This is a genomic window from Massilia sp. Root351 (assembly GCF_001425045.1).
Lineage (GTDB): Bacteria > Pseudomonadota > Gammaproteobacteria > Burkholderiales > Burkholderiaceae_D > Rugamonas.
In genome coordinates, this window is the sequence record NZ_LMDJ01000001.1 from 594,810 (window position 1) to 621,502 (window position 26,693).

A 26,693-nucleotide genomic window follows, 5' to 3' on the forward strand; every position below is an offset into this window, starting at 1 on the left:
AAAGAACACCCGCAGCCCAGCAGAGAGAGCAACGCGTATGAAGAAAACTAAAGCTGGTCACGCTCTGCCCGCTCCCGGCCGACTCCAGGAGCCGGATGATCCGTTGGCGCCCGCCGCGTCCAAGGACCCCGCCGCGCTGAACCTGGCGAATCACTTCCTGATCGCCATGCCCGCCATGCAAGACCCCGTATTCGGCGGCACCGTCGTCTACGTGTGCGAACACAACGAAAACGGCGTGCTTGGCGTGGTCATCAACAAACCCACCGACATGACCATGCAAGTGCTGTTCGAGCGCATCGACCTCGAGCCGGCGCCCAGCCTGGCGCCCGCTATCGTCGATGAACCCATCATGTTCGGCGGTCCGGTGCAAGACGACCGCGGCTTCGTGCTGCACACGCCCGGCGCCCGCTACTCGTCGTCGCTGACGGTGACCGACGACGTGGCCTTCACCACCTCGATCGACGTGCTGGAAGCGGTGGCGCGCGGCGCCGGCCCGGAACGCATGCTGGTATCGATCGGCTACTCGGGCTGGAGCCCGGGCCAGCTGGAAGACGAAATCAGCCGCAACGGCTGGCTCACGGTCGGCGCCGACGCCCACATCCTGTTCGAGGTGCCGGTGGAGGAGCGCTATTTCGCGGCCATGAAGCTGCTTGGCTTCGACCCGCTGATGCTGGCGTCCGAAGCGGGCCACGCCTGATGCGGTGCTGAGCGTGGAGCAACTCGACACCATCCTCGGCTTCGATTTCGGCATCAAGCGCATCGGCGTTGCCATCGGCAACAGCGTGCTGCGCCAGGCGACGCCGCTGGCGGTCATTGCCAGCATCGGCAACGACGCGCGCTTCGGCGAAATCGCCGAACTGATCAAGCAATGGGAGCCGACCCGCTTCGTGGTCGGGCTGCCCAGCCATCCGGACGGCACCGCGCACGACATGACCGCGCGCTGCCGCAAGTTCGCCAACCAGCTCAACGGCCGCTTCAACCTGCCGGTGGTGCTGGTCGACGAGCGCTACTCGTCGGCCGTCATCCCGGCCAAGCGCGGGGAGGTCATCGACGACCGCGCCGCCTCCATCATTCTGCAACAATACTTTGACGAATATGTCCCTACCAACTAACCCCACCGCGCCGGCCCCGCTGGACGCGGAAGCGCTGTACGCCGAGTTGCTGCAGCAGGTGAAGGCCGGCCTGGCCGACGCCCACGAACCGGCCATCGTCGGCATCCATTCCGGCGGCGCCTGGCTGGCCGAGCGGCTCGCGGCCGACCTCGGCCTGTCGGCGCGCTGCGGCGTGCTGGACGTGTCCTTCTACCGCGACGACTTCGCGAAGAAGGGCCTGCCGGCCGAAGTGAAGCCGACCCAGATCGGCTTCGACGTGGCCGGCGCCACCCTGCTGCTGGTGGACGACGTGCTCTACACCGGCCGCACCACCCGCGCCGCCATCAACGAGCTGTTCGACTACGGCCGCCCGGCGCGCATCATGCTGGCCGCGCTGGTCGACCGCGGCGAGCGCCAGTTGCCGGTGGCCGCCGACTTCGTCGCCGCGCGGGTCGCGGTGCAGCCGGGCCAGGCGCTGCGCCTGAAACGCAGCGACGCCGGACAATTCACGCTTACCATCGAAAACGACCATGCTTAATCCGCAACTGAACAAACACGGCGAGCTCCAGCACTTGCTGTCGATCGAGGGACTGCCCAAGTCCATCGTCAACCACATCCTGGACACCGCGTCCTCCTTCGTCGGCGTGTCCGACCGCGAAGTGAAGAAAGTGCCGCTGATGCGCGGCAAGAGCGTGTTCAACCTGTTCTTCGAGAACTCCACCCGCACCCGCACCACCTTCGAGATCGCTTCCAAGCGCCTGTCGGCGGACGTGATCAACCTGAACATCCAGGCGTCCTCGGCCAGCAAGGGCGAATCGCTGCTCGACACCATCGACAACCTGTCGGCCATGCACGCCGACATGTTCGTGGTGCGCCACTCGCAGTCCGGCGCCCCCTACCTGATCGCCAAGCACCTGAACGACCACAAGCAGAACCACGTGCACGTGGTGAACGCGGGCGACGGCCGCCACGCGCACCCGACCCAGGGCCTGCTGGACATGTACACCATCCGCCACTACAAGAAGGACTTCACCAAGTTGACGGTGGCCATCGTCGGCGACATCCTGCACAGCCGCGTGGCCCGCTCCGATATCCACGCGCTGACCACGCTGGGCGTGCCGGAAGTGCGCGCCATCGGCCCGCACACGCTGCTGCCGGGCGGCCTGGAGCAGATGGGCGTGCGCACCTTCACCAATATGGACGAGGGCCTGAAGGGCGTGGACGTGATCATCATGCTGCGCCTGCAGAACGAGCGCATGAACGGCGCGCTGCTGCCGTCGGCGCAGGAATATTTCAAGAACTACGGCCTCACGCCGGAGCGCCTGGCGCTGGCCAAGCCGGACGCCATCGTGATGCACCCGGGTCCGATGAACCGCGGCGTGGAGATCGACTCCGCCGTGGCCGACGGCCCGCAGGCGGTGATCCTGCCGCAGGTGACGTTCGGTATTGCAGTCCGCATGGCGGTGATGAGTATTCTGGCAGGGGCGAAGGAATGAAACTGGTAATCAAGAACGGCCGCGTGATCGACCCGGCCAACGGCGTGGACGGCGTGCAGGACCTGTACATTGAAGACGGCAAAATCGCTGCGCTTGGCAGCGCGCCTGCGGGCTTCGTCGCCGAGCACAGCGTCGACGCCACCGGCCTGGTGGTGGCGCCCGGCCTGGTCGACCTGGCCGTGCGCCTGCGCGAACCGGGCTACGAATACAAGGCCACGCTGGAATCGGAAATGCAGGCCGCCATGCAGGGCGGCGTCACCAGCCTGGTGTGCCCGCCGGACACCGACCCGGTGCTGGACGAGCCGGGCCTGGTGGAAATGCTCAAGCACCGCGCGCGCCGCCTGAACCAGGCCCACGTGCACCCGCTGGGCGCGCTCACCATGGGCCTGAAGGGCCAGTCCATCACCGAGATGGCCGAGCTGACCGGCTCCGGCTGCATCGGCTTCTCGCAGGCCGAAGTGCCGGTGGAAGACACCACCGTGCTGCTGCGCGCGCTGCAATACGCCAAGACCTTCGACTACACCGTCTGGCTGCGTCCGCAGGACGCCCACATCGGCCGTGGCGGCGTGGCCCACAGCGGCCCGCTGGCTTCGCGCCTGGGCCTGTCGGGCGTGCCGGTGATGGCCGAGACCATTGCCCTGCACACCATTTTCGAACTGATGCGCGCCACCGGCGCCCGCGTGCACCTGTGCCGCATCTCCTCGGCCGCCGGCCTGGAACTGGTGCGTGCCGCCAAGGCTGAAGGCTTGCCGGTCAGCTGCGACGTGGGCGCCCACCACGTGCACCTGACCGACGCCGACATCGGCTTCTTCGACTCCAATGCGCGCGTCACGCCGCCGTTCCGATCCCAGCGCGACCGCGACGCCATCCGCGCCGCCGTGCTGGACGGCACGGTGGACGCCATCTGCTCCGACCACACCCCGGTCGACGACGACGAAAAGCTGCTGCCCTTCGGCGAAGCCTCGCCGGGCGCCACCGGCCTGGAACTGCTGCTGTCGCTGGCGCTGAAATGGGCCGACGACTACGCCGCCGCGCAGCCGGGCATGCAAGAGGGCGGCGCGCTGGCGCTGGCCATCAGCCGCATCAGCGCCGATGCCGCGCGCGTGTCCGGCCTGGACCGCCTGGGCGCGGGCCAGCTGGGTGTCGGCAGCGTGGCCGACGTCTGCATCTTCGACCCGGCCGTGCGCTGGACGGTGGACGGCAGCGCGCTGGCCAGCCAGGGCAAGCACACGCCCTTCCTCGGCTACGAGCTGGCAGGGCAAGTGCAAGCCACCCTGGTTGCCGGCCGCGTCGCCTACCAGCGCAACGCCCGCTGACTGCCGCAGGGTTGAACATTTTGCTTATTTTCCGCTTGCTGCGGATGGTGTTGCACGTGCTGTACGGCATGGCCGTGTGCGCCACCATCTTTCCGTGGATCGGCGTCGAGGCGCGCAACCGCCATATCCGGCGCTGGTCGCGCACCTTGCTTGGCATCTGCAATGTGACGGTGGAGATGGCGCCGGACAGCGCCCAGCCGCTGGAGCACGCCATGATCGTCGCCAACCACGTGTCGTGGCTCGATATCTTCGTGGTCGATGCGCTCTATCCCTGCCGCTTCGTGGCCAAGGCGGAGATCCGCTCCTGGCCGCTGGCCGGCTGGCTGGCCGAGAAGGCGGGCACGGTGTTCATTGCGCGCGGCAGCAAGCGCGACCTGCGCAATATCTTCAAGGGCCTGGTGCACAGCCTGCAGGCCGGCGAGCGGGTGGCGTTCTTCCCGGAGGGCACCACCGCGCCGCAGGGTTCGCTGCTGCCGTTCCACGCCAATCTGTTCGAGGCGGCGGTGGACGCCAAGGTGATGGTGCAGCCGCTCGCACTCAGCTATTCGGACGCGTCCGGCGGGCATCATCCAAACGTGGACTTTATCGGCGAGACCACCTTTGCCGAGAGCGTGCTGGCCATCCTGCGCGGCACGCCGGTGCGCGCGCGCCTGAAGTACATGCCGGCCATGGACGCCGCCGGCGGCCACCGCCGCGAACTGGCGCAGGCCGCGCACGACGCCGTCGCGGCCGGGCTGGGCATTGCGCCGCAGCCCGGCGGCTTGCGGCCGCACGCGGCCTAAGCTGCCCTGCGCCGGGGCCCACGGGCTGCGGGCGCGCAGGCGGCGGCAGGACGGCTTGGCGGGCGCCCGCGTAGCCGGCCGGCGCACCGCCGGCCTACTGTTTACCGGAATGCTCGCGGTACTCCGGACACTGCACCTGCATCAGCGACCGGTCGTCCAGGCACACGGCAGACAGGTAGCCGCCCCACACGCAGCCGGTGTCGAGCGCGATCAGCTTCGGTTTCAGCATCAGCCCCAGCGCCGACCAGTGGCCGAACACCACCGTCACGTCCTGCGTGCGCCGCCCCGGCACCTCGAACCATGGCATCAGGCCGCTGGCCGGATCGGCCTTGGCGCTTTCCTTCATCTTGAAATCCATCACCCCGTCCATGCTGCAAAAGCGCAGCCGCGTCAACGCGTTGACGATGCAGCGCAGCCGGGCCGGGCCGTGCAGCTCGTCGTGCCAGGCGTCCGGCTGGTTGCCGTACATCTGCGCCAGGAAGCCGGTCCAGGCGGCGCCGCGCAGCGCCGTCTCCACTTCCCCCGCCAGCGCCATCACCTGCGCCGCGTCCCACTGCGGCAGCACGCCGCCGTGCACCAGCAGGTGGCCGTCGCGCAGCATGGCCATGGGCCGCGCACGCAGCCAGTCCAGCAGTTCGGCGCCGTCCGGCGCTTCCAGGATGTGCTCCAGCGTGTCGGAACCGGAAGCGGGGCGGATGCCGTTGGCCACCGCCAGCAGGTGCAGGTCGTGGTTGCCCAGCACCGTGTCGATGCGGCCGTCGCTGGCTTGCGCCAGCGCGTGCACATAGCGCAGGGTGGCCAGCGAGTCCGGCCCCCGGTTAATCAGGTCGCCCGTAAACAAAATGGACGGCGCCTGTTCTTCCTGGGCAAGGATGCGGTCGACCAGGGCGACGGTCTGGTCGTGGCAGCCTTGCAGGTCGCCAATCACATAAGTTTTCATAAGTGTTGCAATTGAAGAAATAAGTTGTAAGCGGCGCTAAAATCTCGCGGAACCCGGCGAGTTTCACATAAAATCATGCCTATGACTAATTCAACGCTCTGAGCGGGATGCTAAATGATTTTTGTTACAGGCGGTGCGGGCTTTATCGGCTCTAACTTTGTACTCGACTGGCTGGCACAATCGGATGAGCCTGTCCTGAATTTCGACAAGCTGACCTACGCGGGCAATTTGAATAACCTGGCCACGCTGAAGAACGACAGCCGCCATGTGTTTGTGCGCGGCGATATCTGCGACCAGGCCCAGGTGCTGGAATTGCTGCGTACCCATAAACCGCGCGCCATCGTCCATTTCGCCGCCGAAAGCCATGTCGACCGTTCCATCCACGGTCCCGGCGAATTCATTAACACCAATATCAACGGCACTTTCAGCCTGCTGGAAGCGTCGCGCAGTTACTGGAGCGAACTGCCCGAAACCGGGCGCGCCGCGTTCCGCTTCCTGCACGTGTCCACCGACGAGGTCTACGGCACCCTGGGCCCGGAGGACGCGCCGTTTACCGAGACCACGGCGTACGCGCCGAACAGCCCGTATTCGGCTTCCAAGGCCGCCTCGGACCACCTGGTGCGGTCCTACCACCACACCTACGGCTTGCCCACGCTGACCACCAACTGTTCCAACAATTACGGCCCTTACCATTTCCCGGAAAAGCTGATCCCGCTGATCATCGCCAACGCGCAGGCGGGCAAGCCGCTGCCGATTTACGGCGACGGCCAGCAAGTGCGGGACTGGCTCTACGTGAGCGACCACTGCGCCGCCATCCGCCGCGTGCTGGACGGCGGCCGCCTGGGCGAGACCTACAATGTCGGCGGCTGGAACGAAATGGCCAACCTGGACGTGGTGCACACGCTGTGCGACATGCTGGACCAGCTGAAACCGAAGGCGGCCGGCAGCTACCGCGACCAGATCACCTTCGTCAAAGACCGCCCCGGCCACGACCGCCGCTACGCGATCGACGCACGCAAGCTGGAGCGCGAACTGGGCTGGAAGCCGGCCGAGACCTTCCAGACCGGCATCCAGAAAACCGTGCAGTGGTATCTCGACAACCAGCCCTGGGTGGCCGACGTGCAGTCGGGCAGCTATGCGAACTGGGTGGCAACCAATTACTTCAACCGGGACGGCGCGCAATGACCAATCCTGTCAGCAAGTCATCGGCCTCGCCCGTGAGCGGCCGGAAAGGCATCATCCTGGCCGGCGGTTCCGGCACCCGGCTGTATCCGGTTACCATGAGCGTGTCCAAGCAGCTGCTGCCGATCTACGACAAGCCGATGATCTACCATCCGCTGACCACGCTGATGCTGGCCGGCATGCGCGAGATCCTCATCATCTCCACGCCGCAGGACACGCCGCGCTTCCAGGACCTGCTGGGCGACGGCAGCCAGTGGGGCATCAAGCTGAGCTATGCGGTGCAGCCTTCGCCGGACGGCCTGGCGCAAGCCTTCATCATCGGCCGCGAATTCGTCGGCGACTCGCCGTCCGCGCTTATCCTGGGCGACAACATTTATTACGGCAACGACCTGGACGCCTTGCTGCGCAGCGCGGCCGAGCAGGAGTCGGGCGCCACCGTGTTCGCCTACCACGTGCACGACCCCGAGCGCTACGGCGTGGTGGAGTTCGACAAGGAGCGCCGCGCCGTCAGCATCGAGGAAAAGCCGGCGGCGCCGAAGTCCAACTACGCGGTCACCGGCTTGTACTTCTACGACAAGCAAGTGTGCGACATCGCCGCCGGCATCAAGCCGTCCGCGCGCGGCGAGCTGGAGATCACCGACGTCAACCGCGCCTACCTGGCAGCGCAGCAGCTCAACGTGGAGGTGATGGGGCGCGGCATGGCCTGGCTCGACACGGGCACCCACGAGTCGCTGCTGGACGCCTCGCAGTTCATCGCCACGATTGAAAAGCGCCAGGGCCTGAAAGTGGCTTGTCCGGAAGAGATCGCCTACCGCAAGGGCTATATCGACGCGGCCCAGCTGCGCAGCCTGGCCGAGCCGCTGAAGAAAAACAACTACGGCCAGTACCTGCTGCAAATCCTGGAAGACAAGGTCGTGCCGCGATGAAAATCCACGCCACCCCGCTCGCGGGCTTGCTGCTGATCGAGCCGACCGTGTTCGGCGACGCGCGCGGCTATTTCTACGAGAGTTTCAACGCGCGCCGCTTCGCCGAGCTGACCGGCGTGCAGGCCGGGTTCGTGCAGGACAACCACTCGCGCTCGGCCAAGGGCGTGCTGCGCGGCATGCACTACCAGATCCAGCAGCCGCAGGGCAAGCTGGTGCGGGTGACGGCCGGCGCCATCTTCGACGCGGTGCTGGACTTGCGCAAGAGCTCGCCGACCTTCGGCCGGTGGTATGGCGTGGAGCTGTCCGCGGACAACAAGCTGCAGCTCTGGATACCGCCCGGTTTCGCGCACGGTTTCACCGTCACCAGCGACATGGCCGAAGTGCAGTACAAGACCACCGACTACTGGGCGCCCGAATTCGAGCGCTCGGTGATCTGGAACGACCCGGCGGTCGGCATCGTCTGGCCGCTGGACGGCGAACCGCTGCTGTCGGCCAAGGACAAGGGCGGCGTGCCGCTGGCGCAAGCGGAAACTTTCCCATGAAGATATTGCTGACGGGCTGCAGCGGCCAGGTAGGCTACGAACTCGAGCGCAGCCTGCAGGGCCTGGGCCAGGTGGTGGCGGTGGACCGCAGCCGCATGGACCTGGCCGACCTGGACCAGGTGCGCGCCGTGATCCGCGCCGAGCAGCCGGGGCTGATCGTCAACCCGGCCGCCTACACGGCGGTGGACAAGGCGGAAAGCGAGCCGGAACTGGCCTTCCGCATCAACGCCGAGGCGCCCGGGGTCATGGCCGAGGAAGCGAAAAAGCTGGGCGCCGCGCTGGTGCATTACTCCACCGACTACGTGTTCCCCGGCAACGACCCGGCGCCGCGCGCGGAGGGCGACGCCACCGGCCCCATCAACGTCTACGGCGCCAGCAAGCTGGCCGGCGAGCAAGCCATCGCGGCGGCCGGCATTCCGCACCTGATCTTCCGCACCAGCTGGGTGTACGGCATGCGCGGCAAAAATTTCCTGCTCACCATGTTGAAACTGGCGCGCGAGCGCGACGAGCTGCGCATCGTGGCCGACCAGCACGGCGCCCCCACCTGGAGCCGCACCATCGCCGACGCCACCGCGTTGATCCTGGCGCAGGCCGCAGCCGCAGGCCCGGCGGCCGCGGCGGACTGGTGGACGCGCCATGGCGGCATCTATCACCTGAGCAGCCAGGGCCAGACCACCTGGTTCGAATTCACCCAGGCCATCGTCGAGCAGGCCGGCATCGAATGCCGGCTGCAGCCCATCACCAGCGCCGAGTATCCGGTGCCGGCGCGCCGGCCGCAGTATTCAGTGCTGTCTTCGCAGCGCCTGCAGCAGCAGTTCTGCCGGCTGCCGCACTGGCGCGACGCACTGGCCCTGTGCATGCGCTAGGCCTGGCGCGCAATTGTATCGAATGGTAAGCGCGGCGCGGCGCGCGGTGGTATTTGATAAAATCCTGCCGCGCGCTGCGTTCGCGCCTGGCTGGCCGCATTGCGGGTTAGCACGCGCTCCGGAATCTTGTATTGATAAATAATAATGTTTTCATTCTTAGTCAGCTTTATTGCGTCCGCGCTCCTGACCTTGCTGGTCATTAAAGAAGCGAAATTGCACGGACCGGCGCTTGATGCGGATTTCGGCGGCGTACAAAAAAACCACGCCCATTCGGTGGCGCGTATCGGCGGGCTTTCGATATTCTTTGCCGTCGCATTAAGCGCGTGCATCTCCATTTGGCGGGTGCCGGCCATGACCAGCTGGATGGTGTCGCTGATGGCCTGTTCCTTTATCGCCTTCGCCGGCGGCATCGTGGAAGATTATACGGGCAAGGTCAGCGCCATGCGCCGCCTGCTGTTGACCATGGCGGCCGCCTTGCTCGCCTATTTCCTGCTGGATGCCCGCCTGGACCGCATCGATTGGCCATTCTCCGTATGGCCGCTGGCCATCTGGCTGGCGCTGCCGCTGTCGGTACTGGCGGTGGCCGGTATTGCCAACGCAATTAATATTATCGACGGATTTAATGGCCTGGCCAGCGTGGTCACTATCTGCATGCTGCTCTCCCTCGGTTATGTGGCCTTGCAAGTAAATGATATGTTTGTGCTGGTGGCGGCGCTGATGGTGGCCGGCGCCACCGCCGGCTTCCTGATTTGGAACTACCCGGTCGGCCTGATTTTCCTGGGCGACGGCGGCGCCTACTTTATTGGATTCATGCTAGGGGAACTGGCGCTGTTGCTGGTGGTGCGCAACCCGCAGGTATCGACCTGGTACGCCGCGCTGCTGCTGATCTATCCGGCTTTTGAAACGCTATTTTCCGCTTATCGCCGCATGTTCGTGCGCGGCAAATCGCCGACCATGCCCGATGGCATACATTTGCATAGCCTGATATTCCGCCGCATCGTGCAATGGGCGGTGGGCCGCAAGGAAGGGCGCGCCTTATTGCGCCGCAATTCATTGACGTCACCTTATCTGTGGATGTTTTCGCTGATGGCGGTTATTCCCGCCACCGTGTTCTGGCGCCACACCTGGGTTTTGATGATCTTCTGCCTGTTGTTTATGACCAGCTACATCTGGTTATATGTGCGTATTGTGCGATTTAAAGCACCGCGATGGATGATACGGCACAAGAAACACTAGAAAATTTTACATTTTGTAGTATATTTCGATCAGAATCTTTTTACCCAATCACACAAGGATAAAGTTATGGATCTGACGAATCTGTCTTCGGCTCAATTGCGCGATCTGCAAAAGCAACTGGAGCGCGAATTGAAGAAACGCGAAAGCGAAGACCTGGCGAAAGCCCGCGAGCAGATACTGGCCATCGCCCAATCCGTTGGCGTACCGGTGAAAGACCTGATCGGCAACGCGGTGCGCGTTAAAACCGGCGGCACGGTGGCGGCCCGCTACCGCAATCCGGCCGACTCGTCGCAGCAATGGACCGGCCGCGGCCGCCAGCCGAAATGGGTCAAGGAATGGGTCGAGTCCGGCAAGGCGCTGGACGGCCTGCGCATCTGACGCCCCGCGCGCGGAGCCGGCTGTCGTCAGCTTTGTGCCCGCGTTACAGGTTATACTTGCAAGCAATTGGCTAGCAATTGCACCAGCGCCCGCACTTGTGCGGGCTGCTTTTTTGTGCGGGCCGCCTTCTTCTCACTTTCCATCCAGTATCCTCTATGGTCTCCCTGTCTAAATCGATCTTCAAAGCTTACGATATCCGCGGCATCATCGGCACAACGCTGGACGCCGGCGTCGCCAAACAAATCGGCCACGCTTTCGGCCTGGCCGCAGCGGCCAAGGGCGAGCGCAGCGTGGTGATCGGCCGCGACGGCCGCCTGTCCGGCCCCGAGCTGGCCGCCGCGCTGGCGCAAGGCTTGCAGTCGGCCGGCGTGGACGTGATCGACCTGGGCGTGGTGGCCACGCCGATGGTGTACTTTGGCACCAATGTGCTGTCGGCCAAGTCCGGCATCATGGTCACCGGCAGCCACAACCCGCCCGACTACAACGGTTTCAAGATGGTGCTGGCGGGCGAAGCCATCCATGGCGAGGCGATCACCGGCCTGTACGATTCCATCCTGGCCAACGCCGACAAGGTGGCGGCCGAGCCGGGCGCCTACAGCACCCACGACATCCGCGCCGAATACCTGGCGCGCATCATCGGCGACGTGAAGATCGCGCGTCCGATCAAGATCGCGGTCGACTGCGGCAACGGCGTGGCCGGCGCCTTCGCGGGCGACCTGTATCGCGGCATGGGCTGCGACGTGGTGGAACTGTTCTGCGAAGTGGACGGCACCTTCCCCAACCACCACCCTGACCCGGCGCACCCTGAAAACCTGCAGGACCTGATCCGCGCGCTGCAGCAGACCGACGCCGAAATCGGCCTGGCCTTCGACGGCGACGGCGACCGCCTGGGCATCGTCACCAAGGACGGCCAGATCATCTACCCGGATCGCCAGATGATGCTGTTCGCGCAGGACGTGCTGACCCGCCATCCGGGCGAGCAGATCCTGTACGACGTAAAATGCACCCGCCACCTGGCGCCGTTCATTGAAAAGAGCGGCGGCGTGCCGCTGATGTACAAGACCGGCCACTCGCTGGTGAAGGCCAAGCTGAAGGAAACCGGTGCCCCGCTGGGCGGCGAAATGAGCGGCCACATCTTCTTCAAGGACCGCTGGTACGGTTTCGACGACGGCCTGTACTCGGGCGCGCGCATGCTGGAGATCCTGACCCGCGAAGCCGACCCGTCGGCGCTGCTGAACTCCCTGCCGCAGTCGGACAGCACCCCCGAGCTGCACCTGCACTTGAAGGAGGGCGAGAACTTCATCGTGATGGACAAGCTGCGCAGCGACGCCAAGTTCCCCGGCAACGAGCGCATCATCACCATCGACGGCCTGCGCGTGGAATACGCCGACGGCTTCGGCCTGGCGCGCTCCTCGAACACCACCCCGGTGATCGTGATGCGCTTCGAAGCTGAAACGCCGGAAGCGCTGGCGCGCATCCAGGGCGAGTTCAAACGCGTGATCCTGGCCGCCAAGCCGGACGCGGAACTGCCATTCTAACGCGCGCTTTTTAGTTCTATGAAGATTCTGCTGGTGCGCGTCTCCTCGCTGGGGGACGTGCTGCATAACATGCCCATCGTGGCCGATATCGCGCGTCACTACCCCGACGCGCAAATCGACTGGGTGGTGGAAGAGGGCTACGTCAGCCTGGTGCGCCTGAACGGGCGGGTGCGCAACATCATCCCGTTCGCGCTGCGGCGCTGGCGCAAGAGCCTGGGCAACCCGGCCACGCGCGCCGAGATCAAGGCCTTCTTCCGCACGCTGCGCGCCGAGCGGTACGACTACGTGTTCGACACCCAGGGCCTGCTCAAGACCGGCATCATCATGGGCGCCGCGCGCGTGGTGAAGGGAGGGCAGAAGGTGGGCCTGGCCAACGGCAGCGAAGGCTCCGGCTACGAAGGCATTTCGCGCTTGTTCCACACAAAAAGCATTCCGCTCGACCCGCGCACGCACGCGGTGGCGCGCGGCCGCCTGGTGGTGGGCACTGCGCTGGGCTATCTGGCCGACGCCGCCGGTACGCCGGCCGACTTCGGCCTGCCCGCCGTGTCGCCGTCCGATGCGCGTCCCGAGTGGATGCCGGCCGGGCCGTACGTGGTCTACTTCCACGGCACCGCGCGCGACGCCAAGAAATGGGCGCCCGCCAGCTGGATAGAACTGGGCGCCGCGCTGGCGCCGATGACGATTTTGCTGCCGTGGGGTTCGCCGAAGGAGAAGGCCGAAGCCGAAGCGCTGGCCGCCAGCCTGCCGCACGCGCGCGTGCTGCCCAAGCTGTCCATGGCCGACGCGGTGCTGCTGGCGCGCCATGCGGCGCTGGCCGTCGGCGTCGACACCGGCCTGACGCACATCGCGGCCGCCTTCACCACGCCGACAGTGGAAATCTACGCCGACTCGCCGCGCTGGAAAACCGAGGGCAACTGGTCGCCGAAAATCATCAACCTGGGCGACCGTGGCGCGCCGCCGTCCGTGGCCGAAGTGCTGGCCGCGGCGCGCGCGCTGCTCGGCCCGCTGCTGCCGGTCCGTTGACATGCTGAGACTCTATTCCCTGATGTGGTGGTTGGCCATGCCGCTGGTGCTGGGCCGACTGTGGTGGCGCGGGCGCCAGGAAGCGGGCTACCGCCAGCACTGGAATGAACGCCTGGCCGTGTACCGGCCGCGCGCCGCCAACGACGAGCCGCACACCATCTGGCTGCACGCTGTCTCGGTGGGTGAAACGCGCGCCGCCGAGCCGCTGGTCGACGCGCTGCTCAAGGAGTATCCGCGCAGCCGCATCGTCATGACGCACATGACGCCGACCGGCCGCGCCACCGGCAAGCAGCTGTTCGGCAAGCACGGCGCGCGCCTGGCGCAAGCCTATCTGCCGTACGACACTATCACCATGGTGCGGCGCTTCATCAAGCACTTCGAACCGCGCATCTGCATCCTGATGGAGACCGAAGTGTGGCCGACCCTGATCGCCGAATGCGGCATGGCCGGCGTGCCGGTGGTGCTGGCCAATGCCCGCCTGTCCGAGCGCTCGCTGCGCAAGGCGCGCCGGCTCGGCAAGCTGATCGCGGACGCCGCGCGCGGCATCACGCTGGTGGCGGCGCAGACCGAGGCGGATGCCGAACGCGTGCGCTCGCTGGGTGTGCGGGAAGTGGCCGTCACCGGCAGCATCAAATTCGACGTGGTGGTTCCTGCCGCCGCGCTGTCGACCGGCGCCATGCTGCGCGCGCAGGTCGGCGGCCGGCCGGTCCTGCTGTGCGCCAGCACGCGCGAAGGCGAAGAAGAACTGATCCTGGACGCGTTCCGCGCTGCGCTGGCCGCCGCCGCGCAGCCCACGGCTGCGGCGCCCGGCGGGGCGATGCCAGCCGCAATGGCCTCCGCAATGCCGGCCGCCATGCCGCCGGCTACATTGCTACTGCTGGTCCCGCGCCACCCGCAGCGTTTCGACGCCGTCGAACAGATGGCGGCAACGCGCGGCCTGTCTGTTCAGCGCCGCAGCGCGCTCGCGCAGCCCGGCGCGGCCGTGGCCGCTGCAACGCAAGTCCTGCTGGGCGACTCGATGGGCGAAATGTTCGCCTACTTCGCCGCCTGCGACGTGGCCTTCATCGGCGGCAGCCTGCAGCCGCTGGGCGGCCAGAACCTGATCGAAGCGGCCGCGCTGGGCAAGCCGGTGCTGATCGGCGAGCACACGTTCAACTTCGCGCTGGTCACCGAGCAAGCCGTGCAAGCCGGCGGCGCCGCCCGCATCGCCAGCGCTGACGACCTGATGCTGCAAGCTGCCGGCCTGCTGCGCGACGACAGCGCCCGCGCCGCCATGGGCCGCAGCGCGCAAGCCTTCGCCAACCAGCACCGCGGCGCCACCGCACGCACGCTGGCGCTGCTGCCGGCCTTGCTGCCGCCACTGGATTAGCCGGTGCTGGCGCGAACCCTGGCTCCTGACATTTGTCATGCGCAAATGGTGGCATATGGTGCTGGCGCGGCGATGTAAAAAAATACATACTCGTGTCATCCCAACCTGGAGGACCAGTATGAAATTCCGCCCATTGCAATCTTTGGTGTTCGCCTGCGGCCTGGCCGCAGCGCTGCCGGCCTTCGCCGACGTATGGCTGATCCAGAACGTCCGCGTGTTCGACGGCCAGCGCATGCACGCCGGCCGTTCGGTGCTGGTGGAAGGCGCCAGCATCGCCGATGGCGATTTTCGCGGCAAGGCGCCGGCCGGCGCCAGGATCATCGATGGCAAAGGCCGGACCCTGCTTCCAGGGCTGATCGATTCGCACGTGCACGCCTATCGCCACCACGAATTGCCGCTGCTGTTCGGCGTCACCACGCAGATCGACATGTTCACCGGCATCTCGGTGATGCAGGACATCACGCGCCGCATGCAAAGCGGCGCCAACGGCGACCAGGCCGACCTGTACTCGGCCGGCACGCTGGCCACCGCGCCGGGCGGCCACGGCACCGAATACGGCATGGCCATTCCCACGCTCAGCAAGCCGGAAGAGGCGCAAGCTTTCGTGGATGCCCGCATCGCCGAAGGTTCCCACTTCATCAAGATCGTCATGGAAGCCGGCCACCCCGGCCGCGCGTTCCAGTCCCTGGACGCCGCCACGGTGAAGGCCCTGATCGACGCGGCGCACAAGCGCGGCAAGCTGGCCGTGGTCCACATCAGCACCCTGGCCGATGCGCGCACCGCGCTGGAGGCGGGCGCCGACGGCCTGGTGCACCTGTTCGTGGGCGAGCAGATCACGCCGCAGGAGTTGGAGGGCTTCACAAAACTGGCGCATGCGAAGAAGGCCTTCATCATTCCCACCTTCAGCGTCATGGAAAGTATCGCCGGCCTGACGTCGGCCGACATCATCGGCGACCCCGCCATGCAGGCCTTGCTGGACAAGCAGCAGAAGTCCGAGCTGGCCAAAGGTTACGGCAAGCAGGCCAGGCCGCAACTAATGGCGGCGCCCAAGGCGGTGGTGGCGGCGCTGCGCAAGGCAGGCGTGCCGCTGCTGGCCGGCACCGACGCGGGCAACGCCGGCACGCAATATGGCGCCAGCATCCATCACGAAATGCTGGCGCTGACGCAGGCCGGTCTGACGCCGGCTGAAGCGCTGGCCGCCGCCACATCGGTTCCTGCGCAGGCATTCGGACTGCCGGCGCGCGGCCGCATCGCCAAGGGATACAAGGCTGACCTGCTGCTGGTGCAGGGCGACCCCGGCGCCGATATCGCGGCCACCCGCCGCATCGTGGAAGTGTGGAAGGATGGCGCATTGGTCACCGGCCTGCGCGACGCGCAGCGCGCCAAGGTGGCGCAGGAGCTGATCGGCGTGCCGGTGCAGGCCTTGCCGGCCGATGGCCGCATCAGCCTGTTCAGCAAGGAAAAGCTGGCCAGCCCCTTCGGCGCCGGCTGGATGGCTGCCAACGACACTTTCCTCGGCGGTAAATCGACCGTCAGCCTGACTGCCCTGGACGCGCAACACAGCCAGGGCGGTGCGCTGCAGATCGACGCCAGCGTGGCTCCGGGCTTCGCCTATCCGTTCGCCGGCCTGGCCTTCATGCCGGGCGTACAGCCCATGCAGCCGGCCAACCTGAGCGGCGCCAAGGTGCTCAGGTTCCGCGTGCGCGGCGACGGCCAGCGCTACGGCGTGTCCATCATGTCCCGCAGCGGCAACATCCCTGTCAGCCAGCCCTTCACGGCGGAGGCGGAGTGGCGCGAAGTGAGCCTGCCCCTGGACGCGTTCAAGGGCGTGGACACGGCAGCCATCACCATGATCTCCTTCAACGCCGGCCCCAAGCCCGGTGCCTACCAGTTCCAGATTGCCGACGTGCGGCTGCTGGCCGAATAAGGGTATTGCATGCAGCTGCTCAGGCGCTGGATAGACGGGCCATGGGTGCCGCCGCAGGTGGGGCGCGCGCCTTATCTGTGGATCGCTTCGCTGGCCTTCTTCGGCTGGAAGTACCTCTACGTGGACGCTTACGCGCTGGAGTACGTGCTGCTGGCGCTCACCTTGATTGCCTTTGTGCCGATTTACTTCGGCAGCTTCTGGTACAGCGGGCGCGAGGCGGCGCCCTTCATCGCCGTCGCCTTCGCGCTAGGCGCGGCCTGGGCGCCGTTCAATTTCGGCGCCAGCACCTTCTTCATCTTTGCCGCCGCCATGTGCTCGCGCCTGGGGCCGCCGCGCGTGGCCTATTGCTGCCTGGCCGCCATCCTGATGTCGGCAGCCGGCCTGGCGCTGGCCATGCAACTGCCGCTCAGCTTCCTGATCCCCACGCTGGCCACCGGCACGCCGGTCGGCATCGCCTGCATCATGGACGCCCAGGTGCGGCGTTCGCGCAAGGACCTGCTGCTGAAACAGGAAGAGGTCGAACACCTGGCCCGCATCGCCGAGCGCGAACGCATCTCGCGCGACATGCACGACCTGCTGGGCCACTCGCTGTCGCTGATCACGCTCAAGGCCGAGCTGGCGGGCCGCCTGCTGGAGCGCGACCCGGCCGCCTGCCGCCAGGAGATCAAGGACATCGAAGCCAGTGCCCGCCACGCGATGGCCGAAGTGCGCAGTGCCGTCAGCGGCTACCGCGAAACCGGCTTCGCCCATGAGCTGGAGCGGGCCCGCGCCGCGCTGGCCGCCGCCGGCGTGACGCTGCACGCGGACGCCGCCATGTCGTCCATGCCGGCCATGCCCGCCACGGCGGAGAACGTGCTGGCGCTGGCCCTGCGCGAAGCGGTCACCAACATCCTGCGCCATGCCGGCGCCACGCACTGCGAAGTCAGCCTGGTTTGCCAGGACGGCCTGATCGTGTTCCGCATCCGCGACAACGGCAAGGCCCTGGCGGAGGCCGGCGCCGTTGCGGTGATGCAGGGCAACGGCCTGCGCGGCATGCAGGAGCGCGTGGCGCAGCTGGGCGGTTGGCTGGGCATGCAATTTGAACAGGGCATGTCGCTCGAGCTGCGGCTGCCGATGGAGCGCACCGCGCCGGGAGGAAGGTCTTGATACGTGTACTGATCGCAGAAGACCAGGCGCTACTGCTGGGCGCATTGGCCGCGCTGCTGCGCCTGGAGCAAGACATGGAAGTGGTGGGCCAGGCCCGCAACGGCCAGGACGCGCTGGCGCTGTGCGGCGCGCTGAAGCCGGACGTGGTGCTGACCGATATCGAAATGCCCGTGATGACGGGGCTGGAGCTGGCCGCCGCGCTGCGCGAGCAGGGCAGCGCGGTCAAGGTCGTCATCGTCACTACTTTTGCGCGGTCCGGCTACCTGCGGCGGGCCATGGCCGCCGGCGTGCGCGGCTACCTGCTGAAGGACGCGCCGGCCGACACGCTGGCTGCCGCCATCCGCAGCGTGCACGCGGGCGGACGCGCCATTGCTCCCGAGCTGGCGCTGGAAAGCTGGAGCGGCGGCGAAGACCCGCTGAGTGAGCGTGAGCGGCAAGTGCTGCGGCTGGCCGGCGAAGGCCGCAGCGGCGCCGACATCGCGCGCCAGCTGCACCTGTCCGAAGGCACGGTGCGCAACTACCTGTCCGAGGCCATCAGCAAGCTCAACGCCGGCAACCGCGTCGAAGCCCTCCGCCTCGCCCGCGACGCCGGCTGGCTTTGATCCAGGTCGAGGTGCTATCCACGCCGGCTGCTGGACTGGGCGAAGCGGAGGAGGGTTGGAGGCTCAGCCTTGGCTCCGCGCTGGCGCGGCGAGGCGCTGCGGGATCGGGGCAAGTTCATGGAAGCCGCCGGTAAACTCAGCTGAACAGCACCGGCAGCTCCTGCGCGCGCTTGCGCAGCAGGGCTTTGGCGTCGTCGTAGGCGGGGTAGATGCGGCCGACGGCGGACCAGAATTTCGCGCTGTGGTTCATCTCCAGGATGTGCGCCAGCTCGTGCGCCACCACGTAGTCGATCAGCGGCAGCGAGAAGTGGATCAGGCGCCAGTTCAGGCGGATCACGCGCTGCACCGTGCACGAACCCCAGCGCGTGCCGGCCGACGATAGCGCGAAGGCGCTGTATTCCACGCCCAGGCGCGCCGCGTACAGGTCCAGGCGCTGCTCGAACAGCACCTTGGCCTGCTGCTGCATCCACGCGCGCACGCGCTCCTTGAGCAGCGTTTCGGTGGCGCCCTGCACCAGCCCCATATGCAGTTCGCGCGTGTCGGCGTTGTAGTCGGTGCGGTTGCGCGTTGCGGTGTACAGGCGCAGTTTCAGCTCGCCGCCCAGGTAGGGCAGCACGGCGCCGTCTTCCCACGCCACCGGCGGCTTTTGCAGCCGCGCCGCGCGCCGTTCGCGCCGCTCGTCCAGCTTGGAGATGATCCAGTGCTGCTTGGCGCGGATGGCGTTGTCGATCTCGGCCAAGCTGACGCGCTTGGGCGCGGTCACGCGCAGGCCTTCGTCGTCGATCATGAAGCCGATCGAACGGCGGGTGGAGCGGCGCAGCGTGTATTCGAGGATGAACTGGCCCACCAGCAGCTGGCGGCGCGGCAGCGCGTCCACTTCCGGCGCGGGCGGCTCCGGCGTGCGCACCGGGACAGGCGGCGGGCGCAGCAGGTTGGCGCTGGGCGGTGCGTGGGTTGCGGACGCGTCGCCGGCCGCGGCGCGGGACGGTGCTGCGTCAGACTGGGAAGCGGGGCCGGGCGGGCCCGGTATTGCGGAAGCAGGAGATACGGAAGCAGGGGATACAGGGCGGGGAGCCTGCCAGGTGGAAGGTGCGGGAACGGGGACGGGCGAGGACGGCTGGTGCATCACTGCCGCATTGGCGGCGGGACCGGCGGGACGCGATGCCACGCCCGGCGCACTCTCGCCGAACAAATCGAGCTGCCCCTCGTCGGCCTTGCTGGCTGCCGGCCTGGCAGCGGTGGCCAGGTCCTCTAGCCAGCGCTGTAGGCGTGGGGCGAAATGACGCGCATTTCTGATTCTATCCACTGTTCCACCTGCTCCATCAACTCGTCCGGACTGCGTCCTTCCGAGGAAATCGGCTTGCCGACGGAAACCGTCACCTTGCCGGGCTTTTTGATAAACGAATTCTTGGGCCAGCATTCGCCCGAGTTCAGCGCGATCGGCACCACCATGGCGCCGGTCTCGATGGCCAGGCGCGTGCCGCCGCTCTTGTACTTGCCGGACTGGCCGACCGGGATGCGGGTCCCTTCCGGGAACATGATAATCCACAGGCCCGCTTTCAGGCGGCGCTTGCCGTGCGCGACCACCTGCTTGAAGGCGTTCTTGCCCTGCTTGCGGTCGATCGGGATCATGCGCAGCGCGGCGATGCCCCAGCCGAAGAAGGGGATGTACAGGATCTCTTTCTTGAACACGAACACCAGCGGGCGCGGCAGGCTGCACAGCAGGAAGATGGTTTCCCACGCCGACTGGTGCTTCGACAGCACCACGGCCGGCGCGTCCGGGAAGTTCTCCCAGCCCTTGATTTCGTACTCGATGCCGCAAATGACCTTGGCGCACCAGATGATGAACACATTCCAGCGCGAGACGACGTAGTAGCGCTGGGCGTACGGCAGCGGCGTTGCCAGCATGCAGACGACGCACCAGATAATGGTGGCGATCGCCATGACGACGGCGAATATCAAGGAACGCAGAAACAGTACAGGCTTACCCAATGCGATACTCCAGAATCATAATCAGTTGGCTGCGGCGGCTGCAGCGGCTGCGGAAGCAGCAGCGGCGGGGACGGGCGCTTTCAGCAAGTGGTCCACCATGGCCGCCAGGTTGGCGAAGACCATTGTACCGGGTGGCAGGCCACCCGTGGCATTGGTTTTTTCACCTTTCCCGGTCAGCACCAGGTAGGGCGTGCAGCCGCTGATGAACCCGGCCTGCAGGTCGCGCAGCGAATCGCCCACCGTGGGCACGCCCTTGAGGTTGACGTTGTAGCGCTTGGAGATCTCGGCGAACATGCCCGGCTTGGGCTTGCGGCAGTCGCAGTTGTCGGCCGCCGCATGCGGGCAGAAGAAGATAGCCTCGATCTCGGCGCCCACCTGCTGCGCCAGCGAGTGCATCTTCTGGTGGATGGCGTTGAGCACCGTCATATCGAAATACTCGCGCGCGATGCCGGACTGGTTGGACGCCACCACCACGCGGTAGCCGGCCTGGTTCAGGCGGGCAATGGCCTCGAGCGATCCCGGCACCGGGATCCACTCGGCGGGCGACTTGATGAAGTCCGGCGAATCATGGTTGATCACGCCGTCCCGATCAAGGATGATCAGCTTCATCGCGACGCCCATCTCAGGCCGCCAGTTTCGAGATGTCGGCCACGCGGTTCATCATGCCGTGCAGGGATGACAGCAGCGCCAGGCGGTTGTTGCGCAGGGCGACATCCTCGGCCATCACCATCACGTCGTTGAAGAAGGCGTCCACGTCGTCGCGCAGCTGGGCCAGCGTTTTCAGCGTGCCGGCGAAGTCGCCCTTGGCGAAGGCCGCGTCCACTTCCGGCTGCACGCGCACGATGGCGGCGTGCAGGTTCTTCTCGGCGGTGTCCTGCAGCAGGGCAGGCCGAATTTCAGCTTTCCCTTCGCCTGCGCCGCCGGCTTGGGCCAAAGCGGACTCGTTCTTCTTCAGGATGTTGGTGATGCGCTTGTTGGCGCCGGCCAGCGAGGCCGATTCCGGCAGCGCGGCGAAGGCCTGCACCGCTTCCAGGCGCTGCACGATGTCGTCCAGGCGGTCAGGATTCTGGGCCACCACCGCTTCGATCTCGTTGGGCGTGAAGCCGCGCTCGCGCAGGATGCCGCGCAGGCGGTCCAGCATGAAGGCTGCCACGTCGGCGGTCGGATCCTTGAAGCCGGCCACGGCGGCGAACTGCCTGGCGGCGTCGGCCAGCAGGCCGGAGATCGACAGCGGCAGGCGCTTCTCGATCAGCATGCGCAGCACGCCCAAGGCGTGGCGGCGCAGCGCGAACGGGTCCTTGTCGCCGGTCGGCGCCAGGCCGATGGCCCAGATGCCGACCAGGGTTTCCAGCTTGTCGGCCAGTGCCACGGCAGTACCGGTAGCGGTGGCTGGCAGGGCGTCGCCGGCGAAGCGTGGCTGGTAGTGTTCGGAGGCGGCCAGCGCCACGTCTTCGTGCTCGCCGTCGTGGCGCGCGTAGTAGGTGCCCATGATGCCTTGCAGCTCAGGGAACTCGCCCACCATGTCGGTCAGCAGGTCGGCCTTGGACAGGCGCGCTGCGCGTTCGGTCAGCGCCACGTCTGCACCCAGCTTGCCTGCAATGGCGCCGGCCAGTGCGGTCACGCGCTCGCTGCGCTCGGCTTGCGTGCCCAGCTTATTGTGGTAGACCACGTTCTTCAGCAGCGGCAGGCGCGATTCCAGGGTCTTCTTCTTGTCCTGCTCGAAGAAGAACTTGGCGTCGGACAGGCGCGGGCGCACCACGCGCTCGTTGCCGCCGATGATGGCGTCCGGCGTATCGGTGGCGATGTTGGAGACGATCAGGAAGCGCGAACGCAGCTTGCCGGCCGCGTCGGTCAGCGCGAAGTATTTCTGGTTGGTCTGCATGGTCAGGATCAGGCATTCCTGCGGCACGGCCAGGAACTCTTCCTCGAAGCGGCACTCGTACACCACCGGCCATTCCACCAGCGCGGTCACTTCGTCCAGCAGCGATTCAGGCATCAGCACCTGGTCGGTGCCGGCTTTTTCCAGCAGCGCGGCGCGGATCTTTTCCTTGCGCGCGTCCACGCCCGGGATTACCTTGCCCTGTTCGGCCAGCGTGGCGGCATAGGCGTCGGCGTTGGCCACGGTCACGCTGCGCGCGCCGGGGGCGGTCAGGAAGCGGTGGCCTTCGGTCAGGTTGGACGCGGTCAGGCCCAGCAGGGTCAGCGGCAGCACGTCGGCGCCATGCAGCGCGATCAGGCTGTGCGCGGGACGCACGAACTGCACGGTGGTGCCGTCCGGGCGCTGGTAGCTCATCACTTTTGGAATCGGCAGCTTGGCCACGGATTCTTCCAGCGCGGCCTGCGCGCCCGCCAGCAGCTGCGAGCCGGGCGCGGTGTAGGTGTAGAAGAAGCTTTCGGCCTTGCCGTCCTGCGCGCGTTCCAGGTCGGCCACGGCCAGGTCGGGGAAGCCCAGCGCGGCCAGCTTCTTGGCCAGCGGCGCGCTTGGGTTGCCGTCCTTGTCCAGCGCCACCGTCACCGGCAGCACTTTTTCGCGGATCGACTTGTCCGGCGAGGTGGCGCGCACCTTGGTGATGGACACGGCCAGGCGGCGCGGCGTGGCATGGATGGTGGCGGCGCTGTCTTCTTCCAGGAAGTCGCGCGATTTCAGGCCGTTGACGATGCCGGAGGCGAAAGCGGCGCCCAGTTTGGCCAGCGCTTTCGGCGGCAGTTCTTCGGTCAGCAGTTCAATTAACAGGGTTTGGTTCATGTTCTTCTAATCTTTTACGCGGCAGTGGAGGCAACTGCGGGAGCAGTGGCAGCGGCGGCTGCGGGTGCCATCGGGAAGCCGAGGCGTTCGCGGGAATCGTAGTAAGCCTGCGCCACGAGGCGCGACAGGGCGCGCACGCGGCCGATGTAGGCGGCGCGTTCGGTCACCGAGATGGCGCCGCGCGCGTCCAGCAGGTTGAAGCTGTGCGACGCTTTCATGATCTGCTCGTAGGCAGGCAGCGTCAGTTGCAGCTCGATCAGGCGCTTGGCTTCGGACTCGTGGTTGTTGAACTGCGCGAACAGCAGCTCGGTGTTCGAGTGCTCGAAGTTGTAGGCCGACTGCTCCACTTCGTTCTGGTGGAACACGTCGCCGTACTTCAGCGTTTTGGTCTCCCCGTTCTCTTCCCACTGGGTCCACACCAGGTCGTACATATTCTCCACGCCCTGCAGGTACATGGCCAGGCGCTCGATGCCGTAGGTGATCTCGCCCAGCACCGGCTTGCAATCGAGGCCGCCCACTTGCTGGAAGTAGGTGAACTGGGTCACTTCCATGCCGTTCAGCCAGACTTCCCAGCCCAGGCCCCAGGCGCCCAGGGTCGGGCTTTCCCAGTCGTCTTCAACAAAGCGCACGTCGTTCTGCTTCAAGTCCAGGCCCAGCGCTTCCAGCGAGCCCAGATACAGGTCGAGGATGTTTTCCGGCGCCGGCTTCATCACCACCTGGTACTGGTAGTAATGCTGGCCGCGGTTCGGGTTCTCGCCATAGCGGCCGTCTTTCGGGCGGCGCGATGGCTGCACGTAGGCCGCGCGCCAGGGCTCGGGGCCGATCGCGCGCAGGAAGGTACCGGTGTGGAAAGTGCCCGCGCCGACTTCCATGTCGTACGGCTGGAGCAGGGCGCAACCCTGCTTGTCCCAGTAGGATTGCAGCGTCAAGATGATTTGTTGAAATGTGAGCATCGTTATTCTTTGGGATGGCTAGCCATAAACGGTTAATTTTAGCCGTATTTGGCAACTAATCGGGGTTGGTGGAGCGCTTATTTGCGTTTTTTCGGGCCCACAGCCACGCGCCGGCCACCGCCAGCGCTGCCAGGGCCAGGAACAGGCGGTTGCCCAGGACGATGTAGGGCGTGTCGCCCGCCATGCCGCGCACCGAGGCCTTCAGCACGCCGGCCTGGTAGTAGGGCAGCGCGGCCGTCACCTTGCCATGGCTGTCGATCACCACGGTAGCGCCACTGTTGGTGGCGCCCAGCATCGGGCGGCCGGTTTCCAGCGTGCGCATCTGCGAAATCTGCAGGTGGTGCGGGATGGCGATCGATTCGCCATACCAGGCCAGTTCTGACACGTTCAGCAGCAAGGTGGCCGGTTTGGGATCGTTGGCCAGGTTGGCCGCGATTTCCTCGCCGAACAGGTTCTCGTAGCAGATGTTGGGCAGCACCCGCTGCGACTTCACCTGGAACGCCGCCTGCAGCGCCTTGCCCGGGGTCTGGTCGCCCAGCGGGATGTGCATCATGTCGGTGAACCAGCGGAAGCCGGTCGGAATGAACTCGCCGAACGGCACCAGGTGGTGCTTGTCGTAGCGGTAGGTGGGCAGGCCCGATTCGGGCGGCAGACCGATCACGCTGTTCGAATACCTGGTCGGACTGTCCATCAGCGGAATGCCCAGCACCAGGTGGCTGCGCGAGCGCTTGGCGAACTGGCCCAGGCTGGGCAGGTAGTCCGGCGGCAACTGGTGCTGGAACAGCATGATGGCCGTTTCCGGCGTGGCGATCAGGTCGGCAGCCTCGGCGGTGATGGTGTCGCGGTACTTGTTCAGCGTGGCTTCGGTGTGGCGCGCGTCGAACTTCTGCTGCAGCGGCGTGTTGCCTTGCAGCAGGCGCACCGAGATCGGCTCGCCCACCGGGTGGGTCCAGTCGACGTAGCGCAGGCCGATGCCGAGGCCCATGACGGCGGCCAGGCCGCCCAGCGCGAACCAGCGCGTGCGGTGCGCCGCCAGCAGCAGCGCGCCGGCGCACAGCGCGGCCAGCCAGCTGACGCCGTATACGCCGGCGATGGCGGCATAGCCGCCCAGCGGCGCGTCGTTATGGGCGTAGCCGGCGGCGGCCCAGGGGAAACCGGTAAACAGCCAGCCGCGCACCCACTCGAACAGCGCCCACATGGCGGGCAGCATCAGCAGGTTGGCGGCGGGCAGCGGCAGCAGCCAGCGCTTGCGCAGCCACAGCGCCGAATACATGGCCATGGCGGCGTAGGTGCCCATGGCCACGGCCAGCAGGGCGATGGCGGCCACCGCCAGCGGCAGCGGCAGGCCGCCGAAGCGGTTCAGCGCCACCACCAGCCAGTGCGTGTTGGCCAGGCACCAGCCGAAGCCGAAGGCCCAGCCCACCAGCGCGCCGGCTTTCGGCGTGGCCGAACGCAGCGCCTGGTAGAACAGCAGCGCCAGGCAGGCGATCTGCAGCGGCCACCAGCCGAAGGGCGCGAAGGAAAAAACGCTGGCGGCGCCCGCCAGCGCGGCGATGATCATGCGGCCACGGGTGCTGCGTTGTGGTGCGGGAGCGTCGCCGGGTTTGGCGCGGCGCCAGCGCATCAGTCTTGTTCGTCCACGGCCGGCGGCAGCTTCTCCACCAGCAGCACATGCAGCTGGCGCGCGTCGGCGCGCAGCACTTCGAAGCGCAGGTTGCCTATGTCGAAGGTGTCGCCCTTGTGCGGCATGCGCTCAAGGTGCTTGACCGCGAAGCCGCCGATGGTGTCGGCGTCCTCGTCGGACAGGTCGGTGTCGAGTTCCTCGTTGAACTGGCTGATCTCGGTGAGCGCCTTGATGCGCCAGCGCGGGCCGAACTTGCCTTCCTTGATCGAGAGGATGTTGTCCTCTTCCTCGTCGAAGTCGTATTCATCCTCGATGTCGCCGACGATCTGTTCCAGCACGTCCTCGATGGTGATCAGGCCGGCCACGCCGGAATATTCGTCCACCACGATGGCCATGTGGTTGTGGTTGGCGCGGAAATCGCGCAGCAGCACGTTCAGGCGCTTGGACTCGGGAATGAACACGGCCGGGCGCAGCATGTCGCGCACGTCGAAGCTGTCTTCCGCGTAGTAGCGCAGCAGGTCCTTGGCCAGCAGGATGCCGATGACCTTGTCGCGCTCGCCCTCGATGGCCGGGAAGCGCGAGTGGGCCGTTTCCAGCACGTCGGGCATCCATTCCTCGATGGGTTTGGAGATGTCGATCACGTCCATTTGGGAACGCGGCACCATGATGTCGCGCGCGGACAGGTCCGAGACCTGGAACACGCCTTCGATCATGGACAGCGCATCGGCGTCGATCAGGTTGCGTTCGTGGGCATCGTGCAGCACTTCGAGCAGTTCCGCGCGGTTCTCGGGCTCGGGGGAGATGAAAGCGGTGAGTCGCTCAAAAAGCGATCTATGGGGTTTGGCGTCAGTCTTGACGCCACTAGGGTGCTCTTGCATAGGAGGCGTGAGCCAGTTGTTTCGAAGGTCTATAGGATACTACAAATGGCGGGGGCACTCCGGTTTTGTCGGAATGGCATGGCGCGGAGCATCGTTTTTCCGGCTACAATGCAGGCTCAATCCAACCGCGCGGAGTCCGC

At 66.4% G+C, this 26,693-nt stretch carries 26 protein-coding genes; 18 read left to right on the forward strand and 8 right to left on the reverse strand.

The window, feature by feature from the left end:
• The first annotated feature begins 37 nt into the window (after positions 1-37).
• Genes ASD15_RS02650 through ASD15_RS02675 form a run of 6 tightly spaced genes read left to right on the forward strand, consistent with a single transcriptional unit; the run spans position 38 to position 4,685 of the window.
• Positions 38-697, forward strand: a complete 660-nt coding sequence (locus ASD15_RS02650) for a YqgE/AlgH family protein (protein WP_057153175.1) — start codon at positions 38-40, stop codon at positions 695-697.
• Between the two features lie 13 nt (positions 698-710).
• Positions 711-1,112, forward strand: coding sequence for a Holliday junction resolvase RuvX (gene ruvX, locus ASD15_RS02655; RefSeq protein WP_373888152.1), 402 nt, complete (start codon positions 711-713; stop codon positions 1,110-1,112).
• Positions 1,096-1,629 carry a bifunctional pyr operon transcriptional regulator/uracil phosphoribosyltransferase PyrR gene (gene pyrR / locus ASD15_RS02660; protein WP_057153176.1) on the forward strand — a complete coding sequence of 178 codons (534 nt, stop codon included), beginning with the start codon at positions 1,096-1,098 and terminating at the stop codon, positions 1,627-1,629. The genes ruvX and pyrR overlap by 17 nt, the downstream gene beginning before the upstream one ends.
• Positions 1,622-2,587, forward strand: coding sequence for an aspartate carbamoyltransferase catalytic subunit (locus tag ASD15_RS02665; protein WP_057153177.1), 966 nt, complete (start codon positions 1,622-1,624; stop codon positions 2,585-2,587). The genes pyrR and ASD15_RS02665 overlap by 8 nt, the downstream gene beginning before the upstream one ends.
• Complete coding sequence (locus tag ASD15_RS02670) at positions 2,584-3,903, forward strand: dihydroorotase (protein WP_057153178.1); 1,320 nt, start codon at positions 2,584-2,586, stop codon at positions 3,901-3,903. The genes ASD15_RS02665 and ASD15_RS02670 overlap by 4 nt, the downstream gene beginning before the upstream one ends.
• An 11-nt stretch (positions 3,904-3,914) precedes the next feature.
• Positions 3,915-4,685 carry a 1-acyl-sn-glycerol-3-phosphate acyltransferase gene (locus ASD15_RS02675; protein ID WP_057153179.1) on the forward strand — a complete coding sequence of 257 codons (771 nt, stop codon included), beginning with the start codon at positions 3,915-3,917 and terminating at the stop codon, positions 4,683-4,685.
• 94 nt (positions 4,686-4,779) lie between these two features.
• On the opposite strand, the gene ASD15_RS02680 is transcribed toward ASD15_RS02675, so the two are convergent.
• Positions 4,780-5,625, reverse strand: coding sequence for a symmetrical bis(5'-nucleosyl)-tetraphosphatase (locus ASD15_RS02680; RefSeq protein ID WP_057153180.1), 846 nt, complete (start codon positions 5,623-5,625; stop codon positions 4,780-4,782).
• 114 nt (positions 5,626-5,739) lie between these two features.
• Here ASD15_RS02680 and rfbB point away from each other — a divergent pair, with 114 nt between their 5' ends.
• The 12 genes from rfbB (at position 5,740) to ASD15_RS02740 (ending at position 18,360) form a co-directional block, all read left to right on the forward strand.
• On the forward strand, positions 5,740-6,810 hold the full coding sequence (rfbB, locus tag ASD15_RS02685) for a dTDP-glucose 4,6-dehydratase (RefSeq protein WP_057153181.1): 1,071 nt from the start codon (positions 5,740-5,742) through the stop codon (positions 6,808-6,810).
• Positions 6,807-7,733 (forward strand): glucose-1-phosphate thymidylyltransferase RfbA, encoded by a 927-nt coding sequence (rfbA, locus tag ASD15_RS02690; RefSeq protein WP_057153182.1) that lies wholly within the window; start codon positions 6,807-6,809, stop codon positions 7,731-7,733. The genes rfbB and rfbA overlap by 4 nt, the downstream gene beginning before the upstream one ends.
• Positions 7,730-8,275 carry a dTDP-4-dehydrorhamnose 3,5-epimerase gene (gene rfbC, locus ASD15_RS02695; RefSeq protein ID WP_057153183.1) on the forward strand — a complete coding sequence of 182 codons (546 nt, stop codon included), beginning with the start codon at positions 7,730-7,732 and terminating at the stop codon, positions 8,273-8,275. Before rfbA ends, rfbC begins: the two co-directional genes overlap by 4 nt.
• Complete coding sequence (rfbD, locus tag ASD15_RS02700; RefSeq protein ID WP_057153184.1) at positions 8,272-9,141, forward strand: dTDP-4-dehydrorhamnose reductase; 870 nt, start codon at positions 8,272-8,274, stop codon at positions 9,139-9,141. Before rfbC ends, rfbD begins: the two co-directional genes overlap by 4 nt.
• Positions 9,142-9,285: 144 nt before the next feature.
• Positions 9,286-10,377, forward strand: coding sequence for a glycosyltransferase family 4 protein (locus ASD15_RS02705; protein ID WP_057153185.1), 1,092 nt, complete (start codon positions 9,286-9,288; stop codon positions 10,375-10,377).
• A gap of 66 nt (positions 10,378-10,443) precedes the next feature.
• Entirely contained in the window at positions 10,444-10,755 is a 312-nt protein-coding gene (locus tag ASD15_RS02710) for an H-NS family nucleoid-associated regulatory protein (protein WP_057153186.1), read from the forward strand.
• A gap of 155 nt (positions 10,756-10,910) precedes the next feature.
• Positions 10,911-12,293 carry a phosphomannomutase/phosphoglucomutase gene (locus tag ASD15_RS02715; RefSeq protein WP_057153187.1) on the forward strand — a complete coding sequence of 461 codons (1,383 nt, stop codon included), beginning with the start codon at positions 10,911-10,913 and terminating at the stop codon, positions 12,291-12,293.
• Positions 12,294-12,311: 18 nt separating this feature from the next.
• Positions 12,312-13,316 carry a lipopolysaccharide heptosyltransferase I gene (gene waaC, locus ASD15_RS02720; RefSeq protein WP_057153188.1) on the forward strand — a complete coding sequence of 335 codons (1,005 nt, stop codon included), beginning with the start codon at positions 12,312-12,314 and terminating at the stop codon, positions 13,314-13,316.
• 1 nt (position 13,317) lies between these two features.
• Positions 13,318-14,685 carry a lipid IV(A) 3-deoxy-D-manno-octulosonic acid transferase gene (gene waaA / locus ASD15_RS02725; RefSeq protein WP_057153189.1) on the forward strand — a complete coding sequence of 456 codons (1,368 nt, stop codon included), beginning with the start codon at positions 13,318-13,320 and terminating at the stop codon, positions 14,683-14,685.
• Positions 14,686-14,803: 118 nt separating this feature from the next.
• Positions 14,804-16,612: a CIA30 family protein gene (locus ASD15_RS02730; protein ID WP_057153190.1), complete on the forward strand. Its 1,809-nt coding sequence runs from the start codon at positions 14,804-14,806 to the stop codon at positions 16,610-16,612.
• 9 nt (positions 16,613-16,621) lie between these two features.
• Positions 16,622-17,758, forward strand: a complete 1,137-nt coding sequence (locus ASD15_RS02735) for a sensor histidine kinase (protein ID WP_057153191.1) — start codon at positions 16,622-16,624, stop codon at positions 17,756-17,758.
• Positions 17,755-18,360, forward strand: coding sequence for a response regulator transcription factor (locus tag ASD15_RS02740; RefSeq protein ID WP_057153192.1), 606 nt, complete (start codon positions 17,755-17,757; stop codon positions 18,358-18,360). The genes ASD15_RS02735 and ASD15_RS02740 overlap by 4 nt, the downstream gene beginning before the upstream one ends.
• Before the next feature lie 136 nt (positions 18,361-18,496).
• Here the strand turns inward: ASD15_RS02740 and ASD15_RS02745 are convergent, their stop codons facing one another.
• From ASD15_RS02745 to ASD15_RS02775, 7 genes are all read right to left on the reverse strand, one after another.
• Positions 18,497-19,666 carry a M48 family metallopeptidase gene (locus ASD15_RS02745; RefSeq protein WP_229418035.1) on the reverse strand — a complete coding sequence of 390 codons (1,170 nt, stop codon included), beginning with the start codon at positions 19,664-19,666 and terminating at the stop codon, positions 18,497-18,499.
• Entirely contained in the window at positions 19,612-20,304 is a 693-nt protein-coding gene (locus ASD15_RS02750; protein WP_056394927.1) for a 1-acyl-sn-glycerol-3-phosphate acyltransferase, read from the reverse strand. Before ASD15_RS02750 ends, ASD15_RS02745 begins: the two co-directional genes overlap by 55 nt.
• 69 nt (positions 20,305-20,373) lie before the next feature.
• Positions 20,374-20,961, reverse strand: a complete 588-nt coding sequence (gmhB, locus tag ASD15_RS02755) for a D-glycero-beta-D-manno-heptose 1,7-bisphosphate 7-phosphatase (RefSeq protein ID WP_057153673.1) — start codon at positions 20,959-20,961, stop codon at positions 20,374-20,376.
• Between the two features lie 13 nt (positions 20,962-20,974).
• Positions 20,975-23,098 carry a glycine--tRNA ligase subunit beta gene (gene glyS, locus ASD15_RS02760; RefSeq protein WP_057153193.1) on the reverse strand — a complete coding sequence of 708 codons (2,124 nt, stop codon included), beginning with the start codon at positions 23,096-23,098 and terminating at the stop codon, positions 20,975-20,977.
• A gap of 14 nt (positions 23,099-23,112) precedes the next feature.
• Positions 23,113-24,051: a glycine--tRNA ligase subunit alpha gene (gene glyQ / locus ASD15_RS02765; RefSeq protein ID WP_057153194.1), complete on the reverse strand. Its 939-nt coding sequence runs from the start codon at positions 24,049-24,051 to the stop codon at positions 23,113-23,115.
• A gap of 55 nt (positions 24,052-24,106) precedes the next feature.
• Positions 24,107-25,675: an apolipoprotein N-acyltransferase gene (gene lnt, locus ASD15_RS02770; protein WP_057153195.1), complete on the reverse strand. Its 1,569-nt coding sequence runs from the start codon at positions 25,673-25,675 to the stop codon at positions 24,107-24,109.
• On the reverse strand, positions 25,675-26,553 hold the full coding sequence (locus ASD15_RS02775) for an HlyC/CorC family transporter (RefSeq protein ID WP_057153196.1): 879 nt from the start codon (positions 26,551-26,553) through the stop codon (positions 25,675-25,677). The genes lnt and ASD15_RS02775 overlap by 1 nt, the downstream gene beginning before the upstream one ends.
• Between the last annotated feature and the right edge of the window lie 140 nt (positions 26,554-26,693).